Genomic DNA, 19,542 nt, shown 5'->3' with positions numbered 1-19,542 from the left:
CAATCTCGATCCGAACCGCCTTTGAAAACCGGCCTCTCTCGCGAAGTTCCGACAAACGCTTCAGGCCGTGCTACGGCCCCGTCTGGGCTGGGGGCGTGTCGGGATTTCCTTCAGCAATCCGCCCACCCCCATTCCTGCGATGTCTTTCGAGGTCACCGGGATTCCACAGATCACACGGGAGAGCACCCAATCCGCGCCGTTGAGCGCAGGCGCGCGCGCGCAACCGGGCAACCCAATCACAGGGCGACTGCCCAATTCGCCGAGAAACAACAGATTTCCCGGATCAACAGGCATGCCAAAGCGCGTGACCGTGCCGCCTGCCTCGAGCAATGCGGTCGGGGCCACATCATCAATGTCGGAAGTGGCAGAGCCGGTCAGGATCAACAGCAAATCGCTCTTAGACTGTGAAACCGCATTGCTTAGCGCCGCAGGCTGATGCGGAACCATGACGACGTCGGCCAGCGTCACATTCAGTGCAGTCAGGCGGTCTGCGATAGCTTTACGCCCCTTGTCCCCCACACCGCCGGGAATTTCGGTGATGATCAGCGTAGCGGTTCTGAGGTCCGGTTGCGCAAAGCGCAGAGCGCCCTCGCCCGCAGCGACAACTGCTTTGTCCAACGCAGCCTCTGGCACTCCATAGGATATGATTTTGATCGTGGCGATCATGCCGCGCGGGCGCATCTGGTGGAATGGCGGCACCGTGGCGATGGTAATCATCGGATCAACGGCGTTAACAGCTTCAAGCGCTGCTACGTCCAGTTCGACCACGCCGGGGCCGTCAGCGATCAGGTTGACCCGTCCGGTGAAAGGCGTGGTGACAGTGATGCCAGACGCCTGCCCCAGGACAGCCGCAGCCAAGCGGGCCGCGGCGGCATCTTCGCCGACATCGTCTGCACCAAGCCGCGCCACAATAACCTCTGACGCGCCTGCCGCTTGCAAGGCGTCGATATCAGCGTCTGACAGTACCCGCCCTTTACGCAGGCGCCCGTTCGCGAGCTCAACCGAGTGCGCAAGGACGCAACCTGCGGCGTTCTTCAGATCAACTGCGCCAAACTTCACGGCCGTCTCAGCGTCTGGATCATTTGCGCCATGATGGAGACCGCTATTTCTGCCGGACCTGCGGCACCGATGTCTAGCCCAACAGGCCCCGCAATGCGGGCGATCTGTGTATCGTCAAATCCTGCCTGTCCCAATCGCTCGACCCGGCTCGCATGGGTGCGCTTGCTGCCTAATGCGCCGATGTAGAAGGCATCAGAGCGCAAGGCGATGTGCAATGCAGGATCATCAAGTTTCGGATCATGGGTCAGAAGCACTACGGCGGAGCGTGTGTCCACGCCGATTGCTTCCAATGCCTCGTCCGGCCAATCATTTACGACAGTCGCTTGCGGGAAACGGGCGGGCGACCCGAACGCCTCGCGCGGGTCAACAACGATGGGATCAAATCCCGTGGCCAAAGCCATTTCCACCAATGTTTGCGCGATGTGGACGCCGCCGACAACGATCAACTTTAGCGGCGGGTTGTGGATGGCGATAAAGGTTTCGCCGTCTTCACTGACGCCCGATCGGTCCATTCGGAACTGGTCCGCATGGCCGTCATGCACCAGCGTGCGCGATGATCCGTCCAGGGCCACTTCATAGGCGACGGGGGTGCGTGTCTTACGAGCGTCCACCAGATCACGCAGCAATTGCAAAGGCATACCGCCCTCACCCACCGGTTCCACCAAGATGCGAATCGTCCCGCCACAGGCAAGACCCACAGCAAAGGCATCACCATCGCTGACACCGTATTCGAGAACCTTTGTGCCGCCCTGCTCCAAAATTTCCAGCGCTTCGAGAACCACCGCGCCTTCGACACATCCGCCGGAGACAGAGCCTTCCATTGCGCCGTCACCTGCAATCACCAGCTGCGCACCCACGCGGCGGGGCGCGGAGCCCCATGTCTCGATCACTGTGGCCAGGGCAGCCCCTTTCCCTGCCTCGACCCACGCCAGCGCTTGTTCAGGTGCCTGTTCGCTTAGCTGCATGTTCATACTCCCCGCCTGTGCCGTCGTCATTTCAGCGCTTGCGCTAATGCGGCGCGATCTGCGTCAACGCTACTGCGGCGGACGCCTGTTCTCAATCAGATAACGCGTTAGCCTGCATGCATATCTAAATGGCGGGCCAACGGGGGCCAGCCATTGCTTGCACACCGCCTGCCCCGCTACTACATCTACCAGCGAGACAACAACTCCGGAGCCCGCCCCATGCCGATGCAAGCCCACGAAATCGAAGAGTTGATCCGCGCGTCCTTTCCCGATGCCCAGATCGAAGTGCAAGGCAATGACGGCGTCCATATGGCCGCAATGGTTGCTGATGCCTCGTTCAAAGGAATGAACCGCGTCCAACAGCAGCGCGCGGTCTATGCTGCGCTCAAGGGCAAAATGGACGGCCCCAACGGCGCACTGCACGCGCTGGCCCTGACCACCAAAGTACCGGAGTAGCCATCTTGCCGCTCTGGCCCATCCTTGCTGTCGGTGCCCTGATCGCGGTGATCGCCGTGCTTCAGTACCGCGCACGCCGCGGCATCCACCGGCCGCTGGCCAGTCGCCAGCCGGAAAGACAGGTGTCCGAAGTGCCACTGGGCATGGAAGCGCTGGATCTGGATGCGGTCAGCCGGACCAACCGGCGCAATGAAAGCCTTGAGCGCGGACAAACCAACTGGCTTGGCAAAGCGGGCTTTTTCGGGCGCACAGACACAGACGTGGCACCGCTTGCCGACGATGAAACTTATGCTGCGCGTTTTCACGACGCGTTCCAGAAAAACAGATCAAAGGACCACCACCATGAGTGACGCGAATACACAGATCCAAGAGACCATCACCAAGAGCGATGTTGTGTTGTTTATGAAAGGCACCAAAGAGATGCCGCAGTGTGGCTTCTCCAGCCGCGTGGCCGGCGTGCTGAATTATATGGGCGTCGATTATTCCGACGTGAACGTGCTGGCCGACGAAGAAATCCGTCAGGGCATCAAGGATTTCTCCGACTGGCCCACCATTCCGCAGCTTTACGTCAAAGGCGAATTTGTCGGCGGTTGCGATATCATCACGGAAATGACCCTGTCGGGTGAACTGGATACATTGTTCGAACAGAACGGCGTGACATACGACAAAGACGCCGCGGACAAGATCCGCGAAGCCAACGGCTGATTCCATTTAGTTTCCGCTACGCTGGAAGTTTTTCGGCGTAGCGACACGCGTGATACCATGGTGTTTTCGACAGGCAGGCATCGTCGAAGACCGTGCTATTTAAGGTGTTTTGCGTACCGTTTCCGCATTTAGATCGGAACGGTTATTCTTATGACATTTATGTTTGAGTACTTTTCGGGTGCTGCAAGCTTTGTGCATCTCGCGGTGCTTTGCTACATGCTGGGTCTGCTTACCCGCAAAGAACTGCTTTTGCGCGGCTTTCTCTTCCTCGGCAGTTTATTCTACATCTTGTATTACTATTATATCGCCGAAAGCCCCCTGTGGGAGGCAATTGCAGCCAGCACCCTGATTGCGGCGTCCAACCTGCCCGTCATCTACCGTATCTTCCGCGAACGTTCGACTTTCGGCATGACGGACGAGATGCTGACCCTGTACCAGTCATTTCCTAACTTTAATCCCGGCCAGTTTCGCCAGATGATGGCGCAGGCCGAGATCGTTGAAGCACATGATGATGTTACGCTTCTCGAACAAGGTATGCCGCCATCGCACCTGTACCTGACCAATACGAACGGGTTCGTGCTGGAACGCGATCACCTGCAAAGCGATCTGGGTCCTGGCAACTTTTTGGGAGAAATCTCTTTCCTGCTTGGGGGCGGTGCCACGGCGACCGTCAAGGCGCGCGCTGGTGCGAGCTATGTCGCCTGGGATCTGGGGCAGTTGCAGTCCATGATGGCCAACTCATCCAGTATGGCCAACGCAATCTCGGTGCTGTTGAACAAAGATATTGCCCGGAAGCTCGCTGTGAGCTTTCCGAGCAAGCCGTTCGCTTTGCCCCCTACCGTTACTTGAGCGGCGGTTTGCGCGTTGGCGGGGCTAACCCGCTTTTTCTTCGACCGCCGCGGCGAGCGCTTCGGCCTGTGCTGCCAGCTCGGCCAGCGTGTCACTGACTTGCTGTGGCACCACTGGCACCTCGATGCGTTCGGGTTCTACGGTGGCATTGCGCAGACCGGCAAGCTCCGCTTCACGCTCTGCAAGTTCTGCACGCACTTCTGCGATGCGGTCCTCTACACTGGCGGTTTTGTCTGCCAGCAAAAGGCCCGCCATCAAAAGCATCCGGCCTTCGGGCATACGGCCGACCTGATCGGACAGCACCTGCGCCTCGTCATCCAGCATCTTGGCGGCAGAGTGCAGATAGCTTTCTTCGCCCTCCTGACAGGCCACTTCAAACTGACGGCCGCCGATTGTGATCCTGATCTCTGGCATCAAACGTTCTCCTCGTTGGTAGGCTCGTAGGGCTGTCCTGCGGTATCCAGCAACGGCGTCAGCGCGGCAAGGATCGCACTGGTTTCGGCGACATCGGACGCGCGGGCAGCGCGCAGTCCTTCAAGCTCGGCCATCATGGATTTATTGATAAGATGCGGATCGCCGACGCCTTCGCTGTTTGCTTCACGCAGCGCGTTACAGGCTTCGTTTAACTGTGCATTGGCACGCCGGACGCGTTGCAGCTCCACATCCAGCTGGGAAATACGCGCTTCTGCTTCGTCGATCTGGGCGCGCAGACCGGCCATCTCAGCATCCGACTTGGTCTTGAGCGCACGCACACGTTCGGTCAGCTGTGCATTGGCCGTACGCTCGTCCTCAAGCGCCTGTTCCGTCTCAGGATCAGGGCCGGAAGGCGTGCTCCCGATCTTGTCGAGCCCTTGCGCCACCCGATCCATTGCTGCCGTGATGCGGCGTTGCAGTTCATCAATATTGCTCATTGCGCGGTTGAACCCCCACTCATACTACGTTCCCGGATTTCTGCGAACCGGCCTGCAGACCAGCCACCAGAGCCGCGAATCGCTGCGGCTACCCGATTTACCTGATCCTACCCAAAGAATATCCTGATTGCCCCCCCTGTTTTAGATCAGCCACTTGAGAGGCGAAGTTGATCCTATGGTTTCAGCGCGGCGTCATGCTGCGCTGGCTTTGGCTTGAACTTTGCGGACCTGCTGGTATGCACGGCCCAAACCTATGCCATTTCATTAAGGATACCTCCCTTGGATCTCAACGCCCTGCGCACCGCCAATCCCGACCACTGGTCCAAAGCCACCGCCATTCGCGCACTCACGCTCGATGCGGTTGCCGCCGCCAATTCCGGCCACTCCGGTATGCCGATGGGCATGGCAGATGTGGCGACTGTGCTGTTCGAAAAGCATCTGAAATTTGACGCGGCCAACCCGCTTTGGCCCGACCGCGACCGTTTCATCCTGTCAGCCGGTCACGGCTCGATGCTGATCTATTCGCTTTTGCACCTTGTGGGTGACACGCAGTTCCCGATCGAAGAGCTGAAAAACTTCCGCCAGATGAGCGCACGCACGGCGGGCCACCCCGAGAATTTCCTTGCTGACGCGGTCGAAGTGACCACCGGTCCTTTGGGGCAAGGCATCGCCAATTCCGTCGGCTTTGCCATGGCCGAAGAAATCCAGCGCGCAACTTATGGTGCCAAGGTCGTCGACCACCACACCTACGTCATTGCTGGCGACGGCTGTCTGATGGAAGGTGTCAGTCAGGAAGCGATCACGCTTGCCGGACGCCACAAGCTCAGCAAGCTGATCGTGATGTGGGACAACAACAACATCACCATCGACGGCCCCGTCACCCTGTCGGACCACACCGATCAGGTCGCGCGTTTCAAAGCCGCACAGTGGCACACGATTGAAATCGACGGCCACAATCCCGAAGAGATTGACGCGGCCCTGACCGAGGCCCGTAAGTCCGACATGCCAACAATGATCGCATGCAAGACGCATATCGCATTGGGTCACGCCGCGCAGGATACGTCAAAAGGCCACGGTGCCTTAACCGACCCGCAGCAGTTGACCGCCGCAAAAGAGGCCTACGGCTGGAAATACGGTGCTTTCGAAATTCCAAAAGACGTCAAATCTGCATGGGAAGAGATCGGCAAGCGCGGTGTGGCCGAGCGTCAGGCTTGGGAAGAGCGCTTTGACAAGATGCCACGCGCCAAGCGCGAGACATTCAACCGCGCACTGGCACTGGATGCTCCGAAAAAGCTGAGTGCGACAATCAAGGCATTCAAAAAGCAGATGTCAGAGGCCGCGCCCAAGCTGGCAACCCGCGCCTCTTCTGAAAAAGTCCTTGAGGTGCTCAATCCGATCATGCCTGAAACCGTCGGTGGTTCCGCTGATCTGACAGGCTCCAACAACACCAAGACAGGTGATCTGGGTGTTTTTGACACAGACAACCGTGCGGGCCGCTATATCTATTGGGGTATCCGCGAGCACGGCATGGCGAGTGCCATGAACGGTATGGCGCTTCATGGTGGCGTGCGCCCTTATGGCGGTACCTTCATGTGCTTCACAGATTATGCCCGCCCTGCCATGCGCTTGGCCGCGCTAAGCAAGCTGCCGTCTGTTTTTGTGATGACGCACGACAGCATCGGCCTTGGCGAAGACGGCCCTACCCACCAGCCGGTAGAGCATCTGGCCATCAGCCGTGCGACACCGAACACGTATGTATTCCGCCCTGCCGATACTGTTGAAACGGCAGAAGCCTGGGAAATCGCGCTGAGCCTTAAGGAGACGCCCTCTGTGCTGTCGCTGACGCGTCAGGGGCTGCCCACCGTCCGAACAGAGCACAAAAACACCAACATGGTCGAAAAAGGTGCATACGTGTTGGCAGATGCCGACACCAAACGTCAGGTGATTCTGATTGCATCAGGCTCAGAAGTCAGCACAGCGATGGCTGCACGCGATCTTTTGCAGGCCGAAGGGATCGGCACCCGCGTCGTGTCCATGCCTTGTATGGAGCTGTTTGCCGCACAGGACGACGCTTACCGCAAGCGGGTCTTGCCAGGTGGTGCCGTGCGCGTCGGTGTTGAAGCCGGTGTGCGTATGGGCTGGGATCAGTGGTTGCTCGGAGAGCGCGGCAAGTTCGGAAAAGCCGGCTTTGTCGGGATGGACCGGTTCGGTGCCTCTGCCCCTGCCGAAGAACTGTTCGAGAAATTCGGCATTACAGCCGAGGGTGTTGCTCAGGCGGCCCGCGACTTGCTCTGATTTGACCCAAAATCAACGCCTTACAGAGGCCCGCTCGGACATCGCCGGGCGGGCCTCTTTGCGTTTGAGGTGACCCGTCGGCGGCAATCCGCGGCAAATCAGCAACCCACCGCCGAAAATCGCGCAATGCACCCTTTACGATAGATACCCAAGACCACCTACCCTAAGGTTGAATGGTAATTGTTGTTAACTCTTTGTTATCGTGCCGGTGGCTATGGTCATTTTTGGCATCTGTGAAAAGGAAGACGCCATGCCCATTGCACTTCTCTTAGCCGCAGTTTGTGCTGGACTAACAGCAGCTACGATCTGGGTTGTCCTTGGTGGCACCTTGCTGACCGCGTTTATCATCTATGTGCTGTCGGGGCAGTTATTTATGGCAGCACTGATTGCAAATATCGCCTTGCGCGGCATCAGATAAAGACCCGAAAAACGGGTTTCTATTCCATTAGACCTTCACACTTAGGTTTATCTAATGCGCTCAACCTGCTCGAACTGCAGGCTTTCTTGAGAAAATGGCCCGCCATATCGGCGTAACGATCTTTTCCCCGATGGGGATCAGAACCAGACCTATTCCGAGGCCCAGAATACCATCCATCACCGCTTTCGCGCCCCACTCCGCCGCTCCCTCGATGGACGCTGGCACCATATGCGCGAACGCATATGCAGCGTCATGTATCCAGTGCCCCAGTGTGCTGAAGCCCAGCTCTTCCAATCCGTGTACAATGATTGATCCGCCAACCCACAACATCGCAGCGGTCCCCACAACGGTCAGCGTCTTAAGAAAACCCGGCATGCCGCGTACCAGACCACGGCCAAGCGTGCGGGTCAGGCCCAGACGCCCATTGTTGGCCATCGCCAGACCCAGATCATCCATTTTTACGATAATCGCGACAGCACCATAGACAGCGACGGTGATCATGACTGCGACCGCGGCCAGCGTTGCTGCCTCCATCCAGAACGTTGACGCAGGAATGGCGGCGAGTGCGATCGTCATAATCTCGGCTGACAGAATGAAATCTGTCTTGATCGCACCTGCCGCTTTTTCCTCTTCCAGGTGGGCCGGATCTTCGATGACGTTTTCTTTGTTCGGATAGTCTTCGTGGCCGTGCCCCCACCCAAGCGCATGAGCAACTTTTTCAGCGCCTTCAAAACAAAGATATGCGCCGCCCAGCATCAGCAGGGGCGCAATGGCCCATGGTGCGAAGGCGGATAGCGCCAGACCTGCGGGCAGCAGGAACACCAGCTTGTTGCGCAGACTGCCTTTGGTAATTTTCCAGATAACGGGTAATTCGCGGCTGGCCTCAAACCCTTGCACGTATTTTGGCGTTACCGCGGCATCGTCAATCACGGCCCCTGCCGCCTTGGTTCCAGCCTTGGCTGCCTGACCGATCACATCGTCAATAGATGACGCCGCCACTTTGGCAATCGCCGCTACATCGTCCAACAAAGCAATCAAGCCACTCATCGTATTCTTCCTTTTGTCCCGTCTGCCGGAGATAGCGCGTTCGATGACCGCTGCAACCAAGACTGCAACGCTGCTTTAACGCTAACATAAAAATTTAGCGCTAACAGCTACTTATCCACCCTCTTTCCCCCTTTAACCCGTCCCACCGGTATGCCTATAGAGCGCCCAAGCATCCCGCCCCAAAGGACCTCAGCATGACCATCAAAGTTGGTATCAACGGATTTGGCCGTATCGGCCGCTGCACGCTCAACCACATCGCAGCATCGGGGCGCGAAGACATTCAGGTGGTCAAGCTGAACGCAACAGGGCCGATCGAGACGGCGGCGCATCTGCTGAAATACGACAGTGTGCATGGACGGTTCCCTGGCGATGTGCGGATAGAGGACGGGTATCTCAATCTGGGTCAGAACGATATTGAGGTGATGTCGACCTACCATCTGGAAGAGCTGGACTGGAGCGGTTGCGATGTGGTGCTGGAATGTACTGGCAAGTTCAACGACGGCAACAAGGCAAACGTCCACTTGGAACAGGGTGCGAAGCGTGTATTGCTCTCCGCGCCCGGAAAAAACGTAGATCGCACAGTGGTCTATGGCGTCAACCACGAGACAATGTTGAAATCTGACAAGATCATTTCCAACGGTTCTTGCACGACAAACTGTCTGGCCCCGTTGGCAAAGGTCATGCACGAGGCCATCGGTATCGAGAGCGGTTTGATGACCACGATCCACAGCTATACCGGCGACCAGCCAACCCTGGACCGCCGTCATTCCGATTTGTACCGCGCGCGTGCCGCCGCGATGGCATTGATCCCTACATCTACAGGCGCTGCCAAAGCATTGGGCGAGGTGTACCCCGCGATGAAGGGCAAACTGGACGGTACGGCGATGCGCGTCCCGACGCCGAATGTGTCTGCCGTGGACCTGACATTCACCGCATCCCGTGATGTTACTGTCGAGGAAGTGAACGCCGCAGCCAAAGCAGCAGCCAAAGGTCCGATGAAGGGCGTCTTGGGCTATGATCCGGAGCAGAAAGTCAGCATCGACTTCAATCACACAAGCGAATCGTCAATCTTTGCACCTGACCAGACGATTGTTGTCGCAGGCCGCACAGTGCGCGTTCTGTCTTGGTATGACAACGAATGGGCCTTTTCTGTGCGCATGGCTGATGTTGCAGTGGCGATGGGCGCACTGGGCTAAACGCTTGGGTGCTCAGCTTTTGCGTCTGCTGGGCCCCTTGCACCAAACAGAATGCCCTGTCATATCGGTGCGGACCTGTGCGGAGCATTTGCATTGACCAATACAATTGCCATCATTCTTGCCATCATCTTGATCGTCGCCGGTTTGGTTGACGTTTTCTACTTCGGCACCGAGCATATGATCTTTCTAGGCAAGAAGCTGGCCGATTTGATCGAATACATCGCTTTCTGGCGATAACCTTGGCCGCGCGCCGCACCTGAACGACCAATCACCTCATAGCCCTTAAAAATTGTATTGGTACTTGTTTACCCTGCCCTGCCCGTTGACACGGGCCGCCAAGCCGCCATTTCTAATCACATAATTTGATCAAATGAGGACCTCATGACAATCAAGCTTGGCATCAATGGTTTTGGTCGCATTGGGCGCAGCATTCTGCGCGCACTGACAGAGCGTGATTTGCCGCAGATGCAAGTGGTCGCGATCAATGATCCCACCCCGCTTGCGACAAGCGCCCATCTGTTTGAACTCGATTCCATACACGGCCGGTTTCGTCAGGCGGTAACGCTGGGCCAGAATACCATGGACATCGGAACTGGCCCCATCCGCATGAGCCACGAGACCGCACCAGAAAAGCTTGACTGGTCCGACGTGGATATCGTGCTGGAATGCTCGGGTTTTTTCCGCGCCCCGGAAGACGCGGCACGGCACCTTCGCAACGGATCAAAGCGCGTGCTGATCTCGGCACCAGCCAACGGTGATCTCAAGACAATTGTCTACGGTGTGAACCACGATCAGATTGAATCGCGGGATATCATTCTGAGCAATGCGTCCTGCACAACGAATTGTCTGGTTCCCGTGGCCCACCTCTTGAACCAAACTTACGGCATCACACGGGGACACATGACCACCGTTCACAGCTACACAGGCACACAGACGCTGCATGACACCGCCCATGCCGACCTTTACCGCGCGCGTGCCGCTGCGCTGTCGATGATCCCGACAACAACAGGCGCGGCAGAAACTCTGGGTGTGGTCCTTCCCCAGTTGAAGGACAGGATCATCGGAACTGCCATTCGTGTGCCGACACCAAATGTCTCTTGTATTGATCTGGTCGTCGAGACAGAGAAACCAGCCACCCCCGAGGACATCAACGCCCTTTTCGCAGAGGCTGCTGATGGCCCGTTCGAAGGGATCATCGACTTTACGGATCGCAAGATGGTTTCAATCGACTTTAACCAAGACCCTGCCAGTGCGATTGTCGCGGGCGACCAGACAACCGTTCAGCAGGGAAATTTGATGCGCGTGCTGGCGTGGTATGACAACGAATGGGCGTTCTCCAACCGGATGCTGGATACGGCAAATCGAATGGCCCAACTGATTTAGGTCTTATCGAATTTGGCCCGCACCGCAGCTTCGACACTTGGCATGACGAATTTGCTGATGTCACCGTCAAGGCGGGCGATTTCTTTCACCAGTTTGCTGGCAATCGCCTGATGTTGCGCTTCGGCCATCAAGAACACTGTCTCGATTGAATCGTCAAGCTGGCGGTTCATGCCAACCATCTGATATTCATACTCAAAGTCAGCAACGGCACGCAGACCCCGCACAATCATCTGCGCCCCGACATCATGGGCGCAGTTGATCAAAAGGTTCTCAAACGGGTGAACCACAATTTCGATTCCCGTCTTTGCCTTCAGGTCTGCGCATTGCGCCTCGACCATCTCGACCCGCTCTTCGAGCGAGAACAACGGGCCCTTGTCGCGGTTGATCGCAACCCCGATGACAAGCTTGTCTACAAGCGTCGCTGCACGGCGCATGATGTCCACATGGCCTAATGTGATCGGATCAAACGTCCCGGGATAAAGGCCTACGCGCATCGAAATATTCCTGAATTATGCCCTCTGTCGACGCCAAGCAACCATGCCCCGCGCAGGGGTGCAACCCGATTGTGATGAGCCGCGCTAATGACCCATGATCATGCCTTCGAGCGCGTTTTTCTCCATCGCGAGTTCGGCCAGACGGGCCTTGACCACATCGCCCAGCGAAATAAGGCCCACCAGCACGCCGTCCTCAAGCACAGGCATGTGGCGGAAACGCCCTTCGGTCATCTGTTGAAGAATTTCATCAGCACGGTCGTCTCGTGAACAAGTGACCAGTTTCGTGGTCATCAGCTTGTCTACCGTTTGTGTCAGACACCCTGCGCCCTGTTTGCCCAGCTCGCGCACAATGTCGCGCTCTGACAGAATGCCGATCGGCGATTTGCCGTCGTTTGAGATTACAAGAGTACCGATCCGCTTGGCGGATAGCTCTGCTGCGGCCTCGGATATCAGCATGGTCGGTTGCGATGTCACAACGCCATCATCGGATTTTGACTTGAGTATCTGTGAAACCAGCATCGGTGATCCTCCCTCGCATGCACGCCTGATCATCAGGTTCCCCCTCAGCGTCCGCCACAAAGGGTATTTGTGTCAAGCCTTTGCCTCCAATCTGCGCAGTTCGCGGCGGATTGCAGCGCTTAACAGGTCAGCGAACTGGCTCAACCGTTGGTTGCCGCGATCATCCGCATGGCGGATCAGATAAAACGCCCGCTCCAGATGGATGTCGTGGGCCAGCACAGGCCGCACGCCGGGCAGGAATGGCAGCGCAAAATCATGGACGATGCCCACGCCGCCACCCTGCCGGATGATCTGGCCTTGAACAGACACGGAATTCGACGCCAGCGGCACGCGGGTGAGGCCAAGATCCGCGAGATAATCGAGCTCGCGATCAAAGATCATATCAGCGATATAGCCGACGATCCTGTGCGACTTCAGATCGTCGGTTGACCGGATCGGCGGGTGCCCGGCCAGATAGCTTTCGGCGGCCGCCAGATGCAGACGGTAGGCGCTGAGCTTCTGGACAACCAACCTGCCCGCCTCGGGTGCGCTAACGGCGATCGCCATGTCCGCTTCTCGACGCGACAAGTTGAACACACGTGGCAAAGCAACAATCTGGATATCCAGGCCGGGATGGTCAGCAGCAAGACCCGCGCAGATTTGCGGCAACAGAAAGTTTGCCGCGCCGTCCGGTGCCCCTATGCGGATCTGTCCAGTTAGCATGTCGCTGGGCGGCACCACCTCGGCCATGGCCAGCCGCATCGCCCGGTCTGCCGCCTCTGCACGCCGGAACAACTGCTCACCCGCCTCGGTCAAGGCATAGCCTTGTGGTGATTTGACGAACAGCACCGCATCGAGCTGCTTTTCCAATCGCGCCACCCGCCGACCAAGCGTTGCAGGATCGAGCCGCACAAGTTTGCCCGCGCTCGAAAGTGTGCGCTCTCGCGCGACCGCCAGAAACAGCCGAAGATCATCCCAGTTATGTGCCATGACGTCCCTTCACTCGACCTCCAAAATCAATCAGTCGTTCCCCGGAGAGTGATCTTGCGAATTTGCAAGACCGTTTTGTAAAACTGCCCCTGTTGCTTACCTTTTTGCAAGACTAGACTGCCCCCAACCCAAGGAGGACCCCCACATGCAAGAACTTACCCACTACATCAACGGTGCCCACGTAAAAGGCACTTCTGGCCGTTTCGCCGATGTTATGAACCCTGCCACAGGCGAAGTTCAGGCAAAATGCCCGCTCGCGTCAAAGGACGAGATGGATCAGGCAGTTGCCGCAGCGCAGGCCGCACAGCCCGCATGGGCAGCCACGAACCCCCAGCGCCGCGCGCGCGTGCTGATGAAGCTGGTGACACTGCTGAACCGTGACATGGACAAACTGGCCGAAGCGCTGAGCCGTGAACACGGCAAGACATTGCCTGATGCGGCAGGCGATGTGCAGCGCGGCCTCGAAGTTGTGGAATACTGCATCGGTGCGCCCCAGCTCCTCAAAGGCGAATACACAGATTCCGCTGGTCCCGGCATCGACATGTACTCCATGCGTCAGGCGCTTGGCGTTACCGCAGGCATCACGCCATTCAACTTCCCCGCTATGATCCCGATGTGGATGTTCGCCCCTGCCATCGCCTGCGGCAACGCCTTCATCCTCAAGCCGTCAGAGCGTGACCCATCCGTGCCGCTGATGCTGGCGGAACTGGCCGAGGAAGCGGGTCTGCCCAAAGGCATCCTTCAAGTCGTCAACGGTGACAAGGAAGCGGTCGACGCGATCCTGCACGATCCTATCATTCAATCGGTGGGCTTTGTCGGCTCCACCCCGATTGCTGAATACATCTACGCCACAGGCTGTGCGAACGGTAAACGCGTTCAATGTTTCGGCGGTGCCAAGAACCACATGATTATCATGCCTGACGCTGACATGGCGCAGGCGGCTGATGCGCTTGTGGGTGCCGGTTATGGTGCGGCCGGCGAACGTTGCATGGCAATCTCCGTCGCCGTGCCTGTTGGAGATGAAACAGCCGACAGGCTGATCAAAGAGCTGGTACCACGTATCGAAAAGCTCAAAGTTGGCCCCTACACCTCAGGCAACGATGTAGATTACGGCCCTGTCGTCACCGCCCAGGCCAAGGCCAATATCGAACGTCTGGTCCAGACCGGCATCGATCAGGGCGCGGAACTGGTCGTTGATGGACGCGATTTCAAACTGCAAGGCTATGAGGACGGTTACTTTATCGGGCCACACCTCTTTGACCGCGCGACCAAGGATATGGATATCTACCAGCAGGAAATCTTCGGCCCTGTGCTGACCTGTGTGCGCGCCCAATCATATGAAGAAGCGTTGGGTCTGGCGATGGATCACGAATACGGCAACGGTACCGCCATCTTTACCCGCGACGGCGACGCGGCGCGTGACTTTGCCAACCGGATCAACATCGGCATGGTCGGCATCAACGTACCGATCCCTGTACCACTGGCCTATCACACTTTCGGCGGCTGGAAGAAATCCGTCTTTGGCGACCTGAACCAGCACGGACCGGATGCGTTCAAGTTCTATACGCGGACAAAGACTGTTACCGCGCGCTGGCCTTCAGGCATTAAAGAAGGCGGTGAATTCTCAATCCCCGTGATGGAATAAACAGAATTAACAAAGACTTGAGCGGGCGGCAGCGCCCGCTCTTTTCATATCAGGGATTGAAATTCATCTGGACTACCCCCTTGCAAAAGTCTTGCAATAATTGGAATTTAACACTTGTTCATTAACTGCCGGGGAGGAGCACGAAATGGATTTTGCGCTGAGCGAAGAACAGACCGCAATCTTTGATATGGCCTATGCTTTCGGGCAGGAACACATCGCACCCCACGCACAGCAGTGGGAAAAAGACGGCACCATCCCCAAAGAGCTTTGGCCGGAAATCGGTGCCCTTGGCTTTGGTGGGCTCTATGTCACAGAGGATGGCGGCGGTGCAGGCTTGGGTCGTTTGGACGCCACCCTAGTGTTTGAAGCGCTGTCGATGGCCTGCCCCTCGGTCGCTGCCTTCCTCTCGATCCATAACATGTGTGCCAAAATGCTCGATACGTTCGGGTCTGACGCCTTCAAGGCCCGCGTTATGCCCGGCGTCATCTCGATGGACACGGTTCTGAGCTATTGCCTGACTGAACCCGGCTCCGGCTCTGATGCCGCTGCACTCAAAACTAAATGCGACCGCACAAACGACGGCTATATCCTGAATGGAACCAAGGCGTTCATCTCGGGCGGGGGATATTCCGATGCGTACGTTTGCATGGTCCGCACCTCGGATGACGGCGCGGCGGGCGTGTCGACCGTCTATGTCGAAGACGGCACTGAGGGTCTCAGCTTTGGCGGATTAGAGGAAAAGATGGGCTGGCGCAGTCAACCAACAGCGCAAGTCCAATTCGACAATTGCAATATTCCAGCTGCTAACCTGGTAGGTGAGGAAGGAAAAGGTTTCAAATATGCGATGATCGGCCTTGATGGCGGCCGTTTGAACATCGCCGCCTGTTCCTTGGGCGCGGCACAGATCGCTTTGACCAACACATTGACCTATATGGGCGAGCGCAAAGCCTTCGGGCAACCAATTGACCAGTTTCAGGGTCTTCAGTTCCGCCTTGCTGATATGGAGATCGAACTTCAGGCTGCCCGCACCTTTTTGCGTCAGGCAGCATGGAAGCTGGACCAAGGCGCGCCGGATGCGACAAAGTTCTGTGCCATGGCGAAAAAGTTCGTCACCGAAGCAGGCAGCAAAATTGTTGACCAGTGTTTGCAACTGCACGGTGGCTATGGCTATCTTTCAGACTATGGCATTGAAAAGCTGGTACGCGACTTGCGCGTTCACCAGATCCTGGAAGGCACAAATGAGGTCATGCGCGTGATAGTCTCGCGCGACATGCTGAAAAACAGATGAGCGACATCCACATCCGCATCACCGGCCGTGCTGGCCGCATCACACTGATGCGCCCTAAAGCATTGAATGCAATGACATATCAGATGTGTCTTGCCATTGAAAAAGCGCTGGATGACTGGCGCGATATCGATGCTGTCGATTTGGTTGTCTTTGATGCTGAGGGCGACCGCGCCTTCTGTTCCGGCGGCGATATCGCTGATCTTTATGAAAACGGCACCAAAGGCAACTTTGCCTATGGGCAAAAATTCTGGGCCGATGAATACCGGTTGAACCACAAGATCTTTACCTACCCGAAACCCGTCGTCTCTTTTCTTCAGGGGTTCACAATGGGCGGTGGCGTTGGGATCGGCTGTCATGGCTCGCACCGCATTGTCGGGGATACCAGCCAGATTGCCATGCCGGAATGTGGCATCGGTTTGGTGCCGGATGTGGGCGGCTCCCTGATGCTCGCCCTCGCCCCCGGACGGCTTGGGGAATACCTGGGGATAACTGCCACTCGCATGGGTGCGGCAGATGCGATTTATGCTGGTTTTGCAGATCATTACCTCCCTGAGAGCATGTGGACAAATCTGATTGCCGAACTTGAGGAAGCTGGCGACCCTTCGCGTGTCGAAGCGTCTTCCGGTCTACCGCCCGAGGGCGTTCTAAAAGGACAGGCAAACGAAATCAGCGCCCTTTTCTCCGGCGAGCGGCTCGATGATATTCTGATCGACCTTGCCGCATCAGACTCTGCACTTGCTGAAGACGCTCTGAAGAAAGTCCGCCGCAATTCTCCGCTGTCGATGGCGTCAACGATCGAGATGCTGCACCGTCTTCGGGGTCCCTCCGTTACCATGGAGAAAGCGCTGGATCTTGAATACCGCTTTACCCACCGCGCGTCAGAGCATGGTGATTTTCTCGAAGGTATTCGAGCCGCAATCATCGACAAAGACCGCAAGCCGAAATGGCAATTCGCCGATATGAACGTCCCCCTCGCGGCAGTGTCAAAGATGCTGCAACCCTTGGGGGCGCAAGCCCTGAAACTCTAAGGAGATCGCAATGACACCTCTCACCATCGGATTTATCGGGCTGGGCAACATGGGCGCACCCATGGCTACAAATCTTGCCAAGGCGGGCCATAAACTACGCGGCTACGATGTTGCCGGCACGACCGCTGACGGCGTTAAGCCAGTCACAAGCATCGAGGATGCAGCGACCGGCGCAGATGTTGTGATCACTATGCTGCCTAATGGCTCCATCCTGCGGCAAGTTGCGGCTCAGGCCATTGCTCACATGGGCGCGGGCACCTTGTTCATCGATTGCTCCACCGTGGATGTAGAAAGCGCACGCAATACGTCGGAAGCCGCTGAAAACGCGGATATTCTTGCGGTTGACGCCCCCGTTTCAGGCGGCATCGGCGGAGCCTCTGGCGGTACGCTGACGTTTATGGCTGGCGGCTCGGCTGGGGCATTTGAAAAAGCAGCCCCCCTGTTCGATATCATGGGCCAGAAAGCTGTGCACTGCGGCGACGCAGGTGCCGGACAGGCGGCGAAAATCTGCAACAACATGATCCTTGGGGCGACGATGATCGCCACCTGCGAAGCGTTCTCTCTGGCTGACAAGCTGGGGCTGGACCGGCAGAAGATGTTTGATGTTGTAAGCACCTCGTCAGGCTATTCGTGGTCGATGAATGCCTACTGCCCCGCGCCGGGTGTCGGGCCCCAATCGCCGGCTGACAATAACTACACACCGGGTTTCGCCGCCGAGCTGATGCTTAAAGACCTTGGGTTGAGCCAGCAGGCCGCTGAACTGGTGGATGCCGACACGCCGATGGGGGCATTGGCGCATGCGCTCTATCATCAGTTTGTAGAGAAAGAAGATGGTAAGGGGCGAGATTTCTCGGCCATGTTGCCGCGTCTCGCGGCACGCGGGCGCGACGCTTAGGGTCGCAAACAGGCAATTTCAGCGGCCGACCGGGGTTAGGCTTGAGGTATCCTGACCGGAGGTGCCTCGCATGACCCTGCCTTTTCAAACCTTTGCCGCAGATCTTGCATATCGAGACCTACCGCCGCCCTTGCTGGACATTTTGCGGCGGTCCTTTCTAGACACCATGGGCGTGGCGGCTGTCGCATCAACGTCGGACATGGCGCACATTGCGGTACGCGGAGCAGCCGCCATGTTCGGCATCACGAATGCCGGAGCATCGCGGGTCCTTATGGATGGCAGATCCCTCTCCCCTGCAGGTGCCGCGATGGCAGGAGCCTTTACTGTCGATGCGGTAGACGCGCACGACACCACTTCACCTTGCAAGGGCCATGCGGGTTCCGGCGTTTTTCCTGCACTGATGGCTATGGCTGATGCATCAGATAAACCTCTGAACGGAATGGACTTTGCGGTACACCTCGCCATCGGGTACGAGATCAGCTATCGCTCCGGTCTAGCGCAACATGCGACCTGCCCGGATTACCATACCTCTGGCGCGTGGACCGCTGTCGGCATCGCTGCCGCTGCGGCGCGGGTGCTTGGTCTAACGCCCGAACAGATACGCCACGCGGCAGGTATCGGAGAATATCACGGGCCACGCAGCCAGATGATGCGCTGTATCGATCATCCCACGATGGTGCGTGATGGTGTCGGATGGGGCGCCCCTTCCGGCATAACTGCCGCCTATCTGGCACGCGAGGGTTTCACTGGTGCCCCCGCGCTGACCTGTGAAGAGGCTCCTGAATTCTGGGCCGATTTGGGACAGGGCTGGCGCACGGTGGAGGACACCAGTTACAAACCCTACCCCTGCTGCCGTTGGGCGCATCCCAGCATCGATTCGGTTGCTCATTTGATGTCAGCGCATGATCTGTCCCATCAGGAGATTGCACGCGTTGAGATAAAAACATTTCACAATGCCACCCGTCTTGCCGGCCACCGCCCCGCAACGCCGGACGAATTTGCATACAGCATCGCCTTTCCAGTCGCGACGATGATCGTGCGCGGGCAAATTGGTGTGCATGAATTAGCACCTGAAACCCTGTCGGACCCCGACATTTTGAGGGTTAGCGACGTCGTAGAGTTGATCGATGACGACCACTTTACGCGGATTTCACAAGGTAAAAGATGGGCGCAAGTGACGATCCATACAAAGGACGGTCGGCGCTTTGAGGATGTGCCACGCACCCCGAAGGGGGACAGCGATGCACCACTCTCCGACAACGAAATCTCTGAAAAGTTTCACCTTTTCGCAGATCCGGTGCTAGGTGCGCCGCGTGCTGCGGAGATCGAGACGCTGGCGACCGAATTTGACAGTCTCAACGCATCAGATTTCAGTCGCTTGCTTGATCTGTGTCTGACCAGCCCGTGAGCGGGCCAGCCA

At 57.5% G+C, this 19,542-nt stretch carries 22 protein-coding genes; 14 read left to right on the top strand and 8 right to left on the bottom strand.

All coding sequences use genetic code 11. The features are described from left to right. Positions 1-60: 60 nt before the first annotated feature. A complete protein-coding gene (locus Z946_RS0101825; RefSeq protein ID WP_025054041.1) occupies positions 61-1,059 on the bottom strand; it encodes a molybdopterin-binding protein in 999 nt (332 codons plus the stop codon). After that, positions 1,056-2,024, bottom strand: coding sequence for an XdhC family protein (locus tag Z946_RS0101820; RefSeq protein WP_025054040.1), 969 nt, complete (start codon positions 2,022-2,024; stop codon positions 1,056-1,058). The genes Z946_RS0101825 and Z946_RS0101820 overlap by 4 nt, the downstream gene beginning before the upstream one ends. Before the next feature lie 219 nt (positions 2,025-2,243). Here Z946_RS0101820 and Z946_RS0101815 point away from each other — a divergent pair, with 219 nt between their 5' ends. From Z946_RS0101815 to Z946_RS0101800, 4 genes are all read left to right on the top strand, one after another. After that, positions 2,244-2,480 carry a BolA/IbaG family iron-sulfur metabolism protein gene (locus tag Z946_RS0101815; RefSeq protein WP_025054039.1) on the top strand — a complete coding sequence of 79 codons (237 nt, stop codon included), beginning with the start codon at positions 2,244-2,246 and terminating at the stop codon, positions 2,478-2,480. A gap of 5 nt (positions 2,481-2,485) precedes the next feature. Beyond that, positions 2,486-2,830: a hypothetical protein gene (locus tag Z946_RS0101810; protein WP_025054038.1), complete on the top strand. Its 345-nt coding sequence runs from the start codon at positions 2,486-2,488 to the stop codon at positions 2,828-2,830. Continuing rightward, entirely contained in the window at positions 2,823-3,185 is a 363-nt protein-coding gene (grxD, locus tag Z946_RS0101805; protein WP_025054037.1) for a Grx4 family monothiol glutaredoxin, read from the top strand. The genes Z946_RS0101810 and grxD overlap by 8 nt, the downstream gene beginning before the upstream one ends. A 150-nt stretch (positions 3,186-3,335) precedes the next feature. Then, the gene (locus Z946_RS0101800) at positions 3,336-4,034 is read left to right on the top strand and encodes a cyclic nucleotide-binding domain-containing protein (RefSeq protein ID WP_025054036.1); all 699 of its coding nucleotides are present in this window, start codon (positions 3,336-3,338) and stop codon (positions 4,032-4,034) included. A 24-nt stretch (positions 4,035-4,058) separates the two neighbouring features. Here Z946_RS0101800 and Z946_RS0101795 read toward each other — a convergent pair whose 3' ends face one another. Then, positions 4,059-4,448, bottom strand: coding sequence for a cell division protein ZapA (locus tag Z946_RS0101795; RefSeq protein WP_025054035.1), 390 nt, complete (start codon positions 4,446-4,448; stop codon positions 4,059-4,061). After that, positions 4,448-4,945, bottom strand: coding sequence for a hypothetical protein (locus tag Z946_RS0101790; RefSeq protein ID WP_025054034.1), 498 nt, complete (start codon positions 4,943-4,945; stop codon positions 4,448-4,450). The genes Z946_RS0101795 and Z946_RS0101790 overlap by 1 nt, the downstream gene beginning before the upstream one ends. A 279-nt stretch (positions 4,946-5,224) precedes the next feature. Between Z946_RS0101790 and tkt the strand changes: the two genes are divergently transcribed. Together tkt and Z946_RS21570 are read left to right on the top strand one after the other, a co-directional pair. Beyond that, complete coding sequence (gene tkt / locus Z946_RS0101785; RefSeq protein WP_025054033.1) at positions 5,225-7,240, top strand: transketolase; 2,016 nt, start codon at positions 5,225-5,227, stop codon at positions 7,238-7,240. A 250-nt stretch (positions 7,241-7,490) separates the two neighbouring features. Beyond that, positions 7,491-7,658 carry a hypothetical protein gene (locus Z946_RS21570; RefSeq protein ID WP_160170259.1) on the top strand — a complete coding sequence of 56 codons (168 nt, stop codon included), beginning with the start codon at positions 7,491-7,493 and terminating at the stop codon, positions 7,656-7,658. A 60-nt stretch (positions 7,659-7,718) separates the two neighbouring features. Here the strand turns inward: Z946_RS21570 and Z946_RS20325 are convergent, their stop codons facing one another. Continuing rightward, entirely contained in the window at positions 7,719-8,705 is a 987-nt protein-coding gene (locus tag Z946_RS20325) for a DUF808 domain-containing protein (protein WP_037969002.1), read from the bottom strand. A 194-nt stretch (positions 8,706-8,899) separates the two neighbouring features. On the opposite strand from Z946_RS20325, the gene gap (Z946_RS0101770) reads away from it, so the two are divergent. The 3 genes from gap (Z946_RS0101770) (at position 8,900) to gap (Z946_RS0101760) (ending at position 11,284) form a co-directional block, all read left to right on the top strand. Further along, entirely contained in the window at positions 8,900-9,901 is a 1,002-nt protein-coding gene (gene gap, locus Z946_RS0101770; RefSeq protein WP_025054032.1) for a type I glyceraldehyde-3-phosphate dehydrogenase, read from the top strand. 51 nt (positions 9,902-9,952) lie between these two features. Next, positions 9,953-10,138 carry a hypothetical protein gene (locus tag Z946_RS0101765; RefSeq protein ID WP_081780754.1) on the top strand — a complete coding sequence of 62 codons (186 nt, stop codon included), beginning with the start codon at positions 9,953-9,955 and terminating at the stop codon, positions 10,136-10,138. Between the two features lie 144 nt (positions 10,139-10,282). Next, positions 10,283-11,284 (top strand): type I glyceraldehyde-3-phosphate dehydrogenase, encoded by a 1,002-nt coding sequence (gene gap / locus Z946_RS0101760; protein ID WP_025054030.1) that lies wholly within the window; start codon positions 10,283-10,285, stop codon positions 11,282-11,284. Here the strand turns inward: gap (Z946_RS0101760) and coaD are convergent. The 3 genes from coaD to Z946_RS0101745 form a co-directional block, all read right to left on the bottom strand. Further along, entirely contained in the window at positions 11,281-11,778 is a 498-nt protein-coding gene (gene coaD, locus Z946_RS0101755; protein ID WP_025054029.1) for a pantetheine-phosphate adenylyltransferase, read from the bottom strand. The genes gap (Z946_RS0101760) and coaD overlap by 4 nt on opposite strands. 84 nt (positions 11,779-11,862) lie before the next feature. Next, positions 11,863-12,297: a CBS domain-containing protein gene (locus Z946_RS0101750; protein WP_025054028.1), complete on the bottom strand. Its 435-nt coding sequence runs from the start codon at positions 12,295-12,297 to the stop codon at positions 11,863-11,865. Positions 12,298-12,369: 72 nt separating this feature from the next. Then, the gene (locus Z946_RS0101745) at positions 12,370-13,266 is read right to left on the bottom strand and encodes a LysR family transcriptional regulator (protein WP_025054027.1); all 897 of its coding nucleotides are present in this window, start codon (positions 13,264-13,266) and stop codon (positions 12,370-12,372) included. 145 nt (positions 13,267-13,411) lie between these two features. Between Z946_RS0101745 and Z946_RS0101740 the strand changes: the two genes are divergently transcribed. The 5 genes from Z946_RS0101740 to Z946_RS0101720 all read left to right on the top strand — a co-directional run bounded on the left by Z946_RS0101740 (position 13,412) and on the right by Z946_RS0101720 (position 19,530). Further along, positions 13,412-14,911 carry a CoA-acylating methylmalonate-semialdehyde dehydrogenase gene (locus Z946_RS0101740; protein ID WP_025054026.1) on the top strand — a complete coding sequence of 500 codons (1,500 nt, stop codon included), beginning with the start codon at positions 13,412-13,414 and terminating at the stop codon, positions 14,909-14,911. 145 nt (positions 14,912-15,056) lie between these two features. Beyond that, on the top strand, positions 15,057-16,199 hold the full coding sequence (locus Z946_RS0101735) for an acyl-CoA dehydrogenase family protein (RefSeq protein ID WP_025054025.1): 1,143 nt from the start codon (positions 15,057-15,059) through the stop codon (positions 16,197-16,199). After that, complete coding sequence (locus Z946_RS20320; protein ID WP_037969001.1) at positions 16,196-17,227, top strand: enoyl-CoA hydratase/isomerase family protein; 1,032 nt, start codon at positions 16,196-16,198, stop codon at positions 17,225-17,227. The genes Z946_RS0101735 and Z946_RS20320 overlap by 4 nt, the downstream gene beginning before the upstream one ends. 10 nt (positions 17,228-17,237) lie before the next feature. Beyond that, positions 17,238-18,122: a 3-hydroxyisobutyrate dehydrogenase gene (gene mmsB, locus Z946_RS0101725; RefSeq protein WP_025054024.1), complete on the top strand. Its 885-nt coding sequence runs from the start codon at positions 17,238-17,240 to the stop codon at positions 18,120-18,122. Positions 18,123-18,192: 70 nt separating this feature from the next. Further along, positions 18,193-19,530, top strand: a complete 1,338-nt coding sequence (locus Z946_RS0101720; protein ID WP_025054023.1) for an MmgE/PrpD family protein — start codon at positions 18,193-18,195, stop codon at positions 19,528-19,530. Positions 19,531-19,542: the final 12 nt, after the last annotated feature.

Source organism: Sulfitobacter noctilucicola, assembly GCF_000622385.1.
Classification (GTDB): Bacteria; Pseudomonadota; Alphaproteobacteria; order Rhodobacterales; family Rhodobacteraceae; genus Sulfitobacter; species Sulfitobacter noctilucicola.
Note: the sequence above shows the minus strand (reverse complement) of the source record. Positions and strands in the feature narration are given on the sequence as shown.

Bases quoted from the DNA above. Each gene is read 5' to 3' on its own strand.
- Z946_RS0101820 (WP_025054040.1), bottom strand. From the start codon at position 2,024: ATGCAGCTAAGCGAACAGGCACCTGAACAAGCGCTGGCGTGGGTCGAG.
- Z946_RS0101815 (WP_025054039.1), top strand. From the start codon at position 2,244: ATGCCGATGCAAGCCCACGAAATCGAAGAGTTGATCCGCGCGTCCTTT.
- grxD (WP_025054037.1), top strand. From the start codon at position 2,823: ATGAGTGACGCGAATACACAGATCCAAGAGACCATCACCAAGAGCGAT.
- Z946_RS0101800 (WP_025054036.1), top strand. From the start codon at position 3,336: ATGACATTTATGTTTGAGTACTTTTCGGGTGCTGCAAGCTTTGTGCAT.
- Z946_RS0101795 (WP_025054035.1), bottom strand. From the start codon at position 4,448: ATGCCAGAGATCAGGATCACAATCGGCGGCCGTCAGTTTGAAGTGGCC.
- Z946_RS0101790 (WP_025054034.1), bottom strand. From the start codon at position 4,945: ATGAGCAATATTGATGAACTGCAACGCCGCATCACGGCAGCAATGGAT.
- Z946_RS21570 (WP_160170259.1), top strand. From the start codon at position 7,491: ATGCCCATTGCACTTCTCTTAGCCGCAGTTTGTGCTGGACTAACAGCA.
- Z946_RS20325 (WP_037969002.1), bottom strand. From the start codon at position 8,705: ATGAGTGGCTTGATTGCTTTGTTGGACGATGTAGCGGCGATTGCCAAA.
- gap (WP_025054032.1), top strand. From the start codon at position 8,900: ATGACCATCAAAGTTGGTATCAACGGATTTGGCCGTATCGGCCGCTGC.
- Z946_RS0101765 (WP_081780754.1), top strand. From the start codon at position 9,953: ATGCCCTGTCATATCGGTGCGGACCTGTGCGGAGCATTTGCATTGACC.
- gap (WP_025054030.1), top strand. From the start codon at position 10,283: ATGACAATCAAGCTTGGCATCAATGGTTTTGGTCGCATTGGGCGCAGC.
- coaD (WP_025054029.1), bottom strand. From the start codon at position 11,778: ATGCGCGTAGGCCTTTATCCCGGGACGTTTGATCCGATCACATTAGGC.
- Z946_RS0101750 (WP_025054028.1), bottom strand. From the start codon at position 12,297: ATGCTGGTTTCACAGATACTCAAGTCAAAATCCGATGATGGCGTTGTG.
- Z946_RS0101745 (WP_025054027.1), bottom strand. From the start codon at position 13,266: ATGGCACATAACTGGGATGATCTTCGGCTGTTTCTGGCGGTCGCGCGA.
- Z946_RS0101740 (WP_025054026.1), top strand. From the start codon at position 13,412: ATGCAAGAACTTACCCACTACATCAACGGTGCCCACGTAAAAGGCACT.
- Z946_RS0101735 (WP_025054025.1), top strand. From the start codon at position 15,057: ATGGATTTTGCGCTGAGCGAAGAACAGACCGCAATCTTTGATATGGCC.
- Z946_RS20320 (WP_037969001.1), top strand. From the start codon at position 16,196: ATGAGCGACATCCACATCCGCATCACCGGCCGTGCTGGCCGCATCACA.
- mmsB (WP_025054024.1), top strand. From the start codon at position 17,238: ATGACACCTCTCACCATCGGATTTATCGGGCTGGGCAACATGGGCGCA.
- Z946_RS0101720 (WP_025054023.1), top strand. From the start codon at position 18,193: ATGACCCTGCCTTTTCAAACCTTTGCCGCAGATCTTGCATATCGAGAC.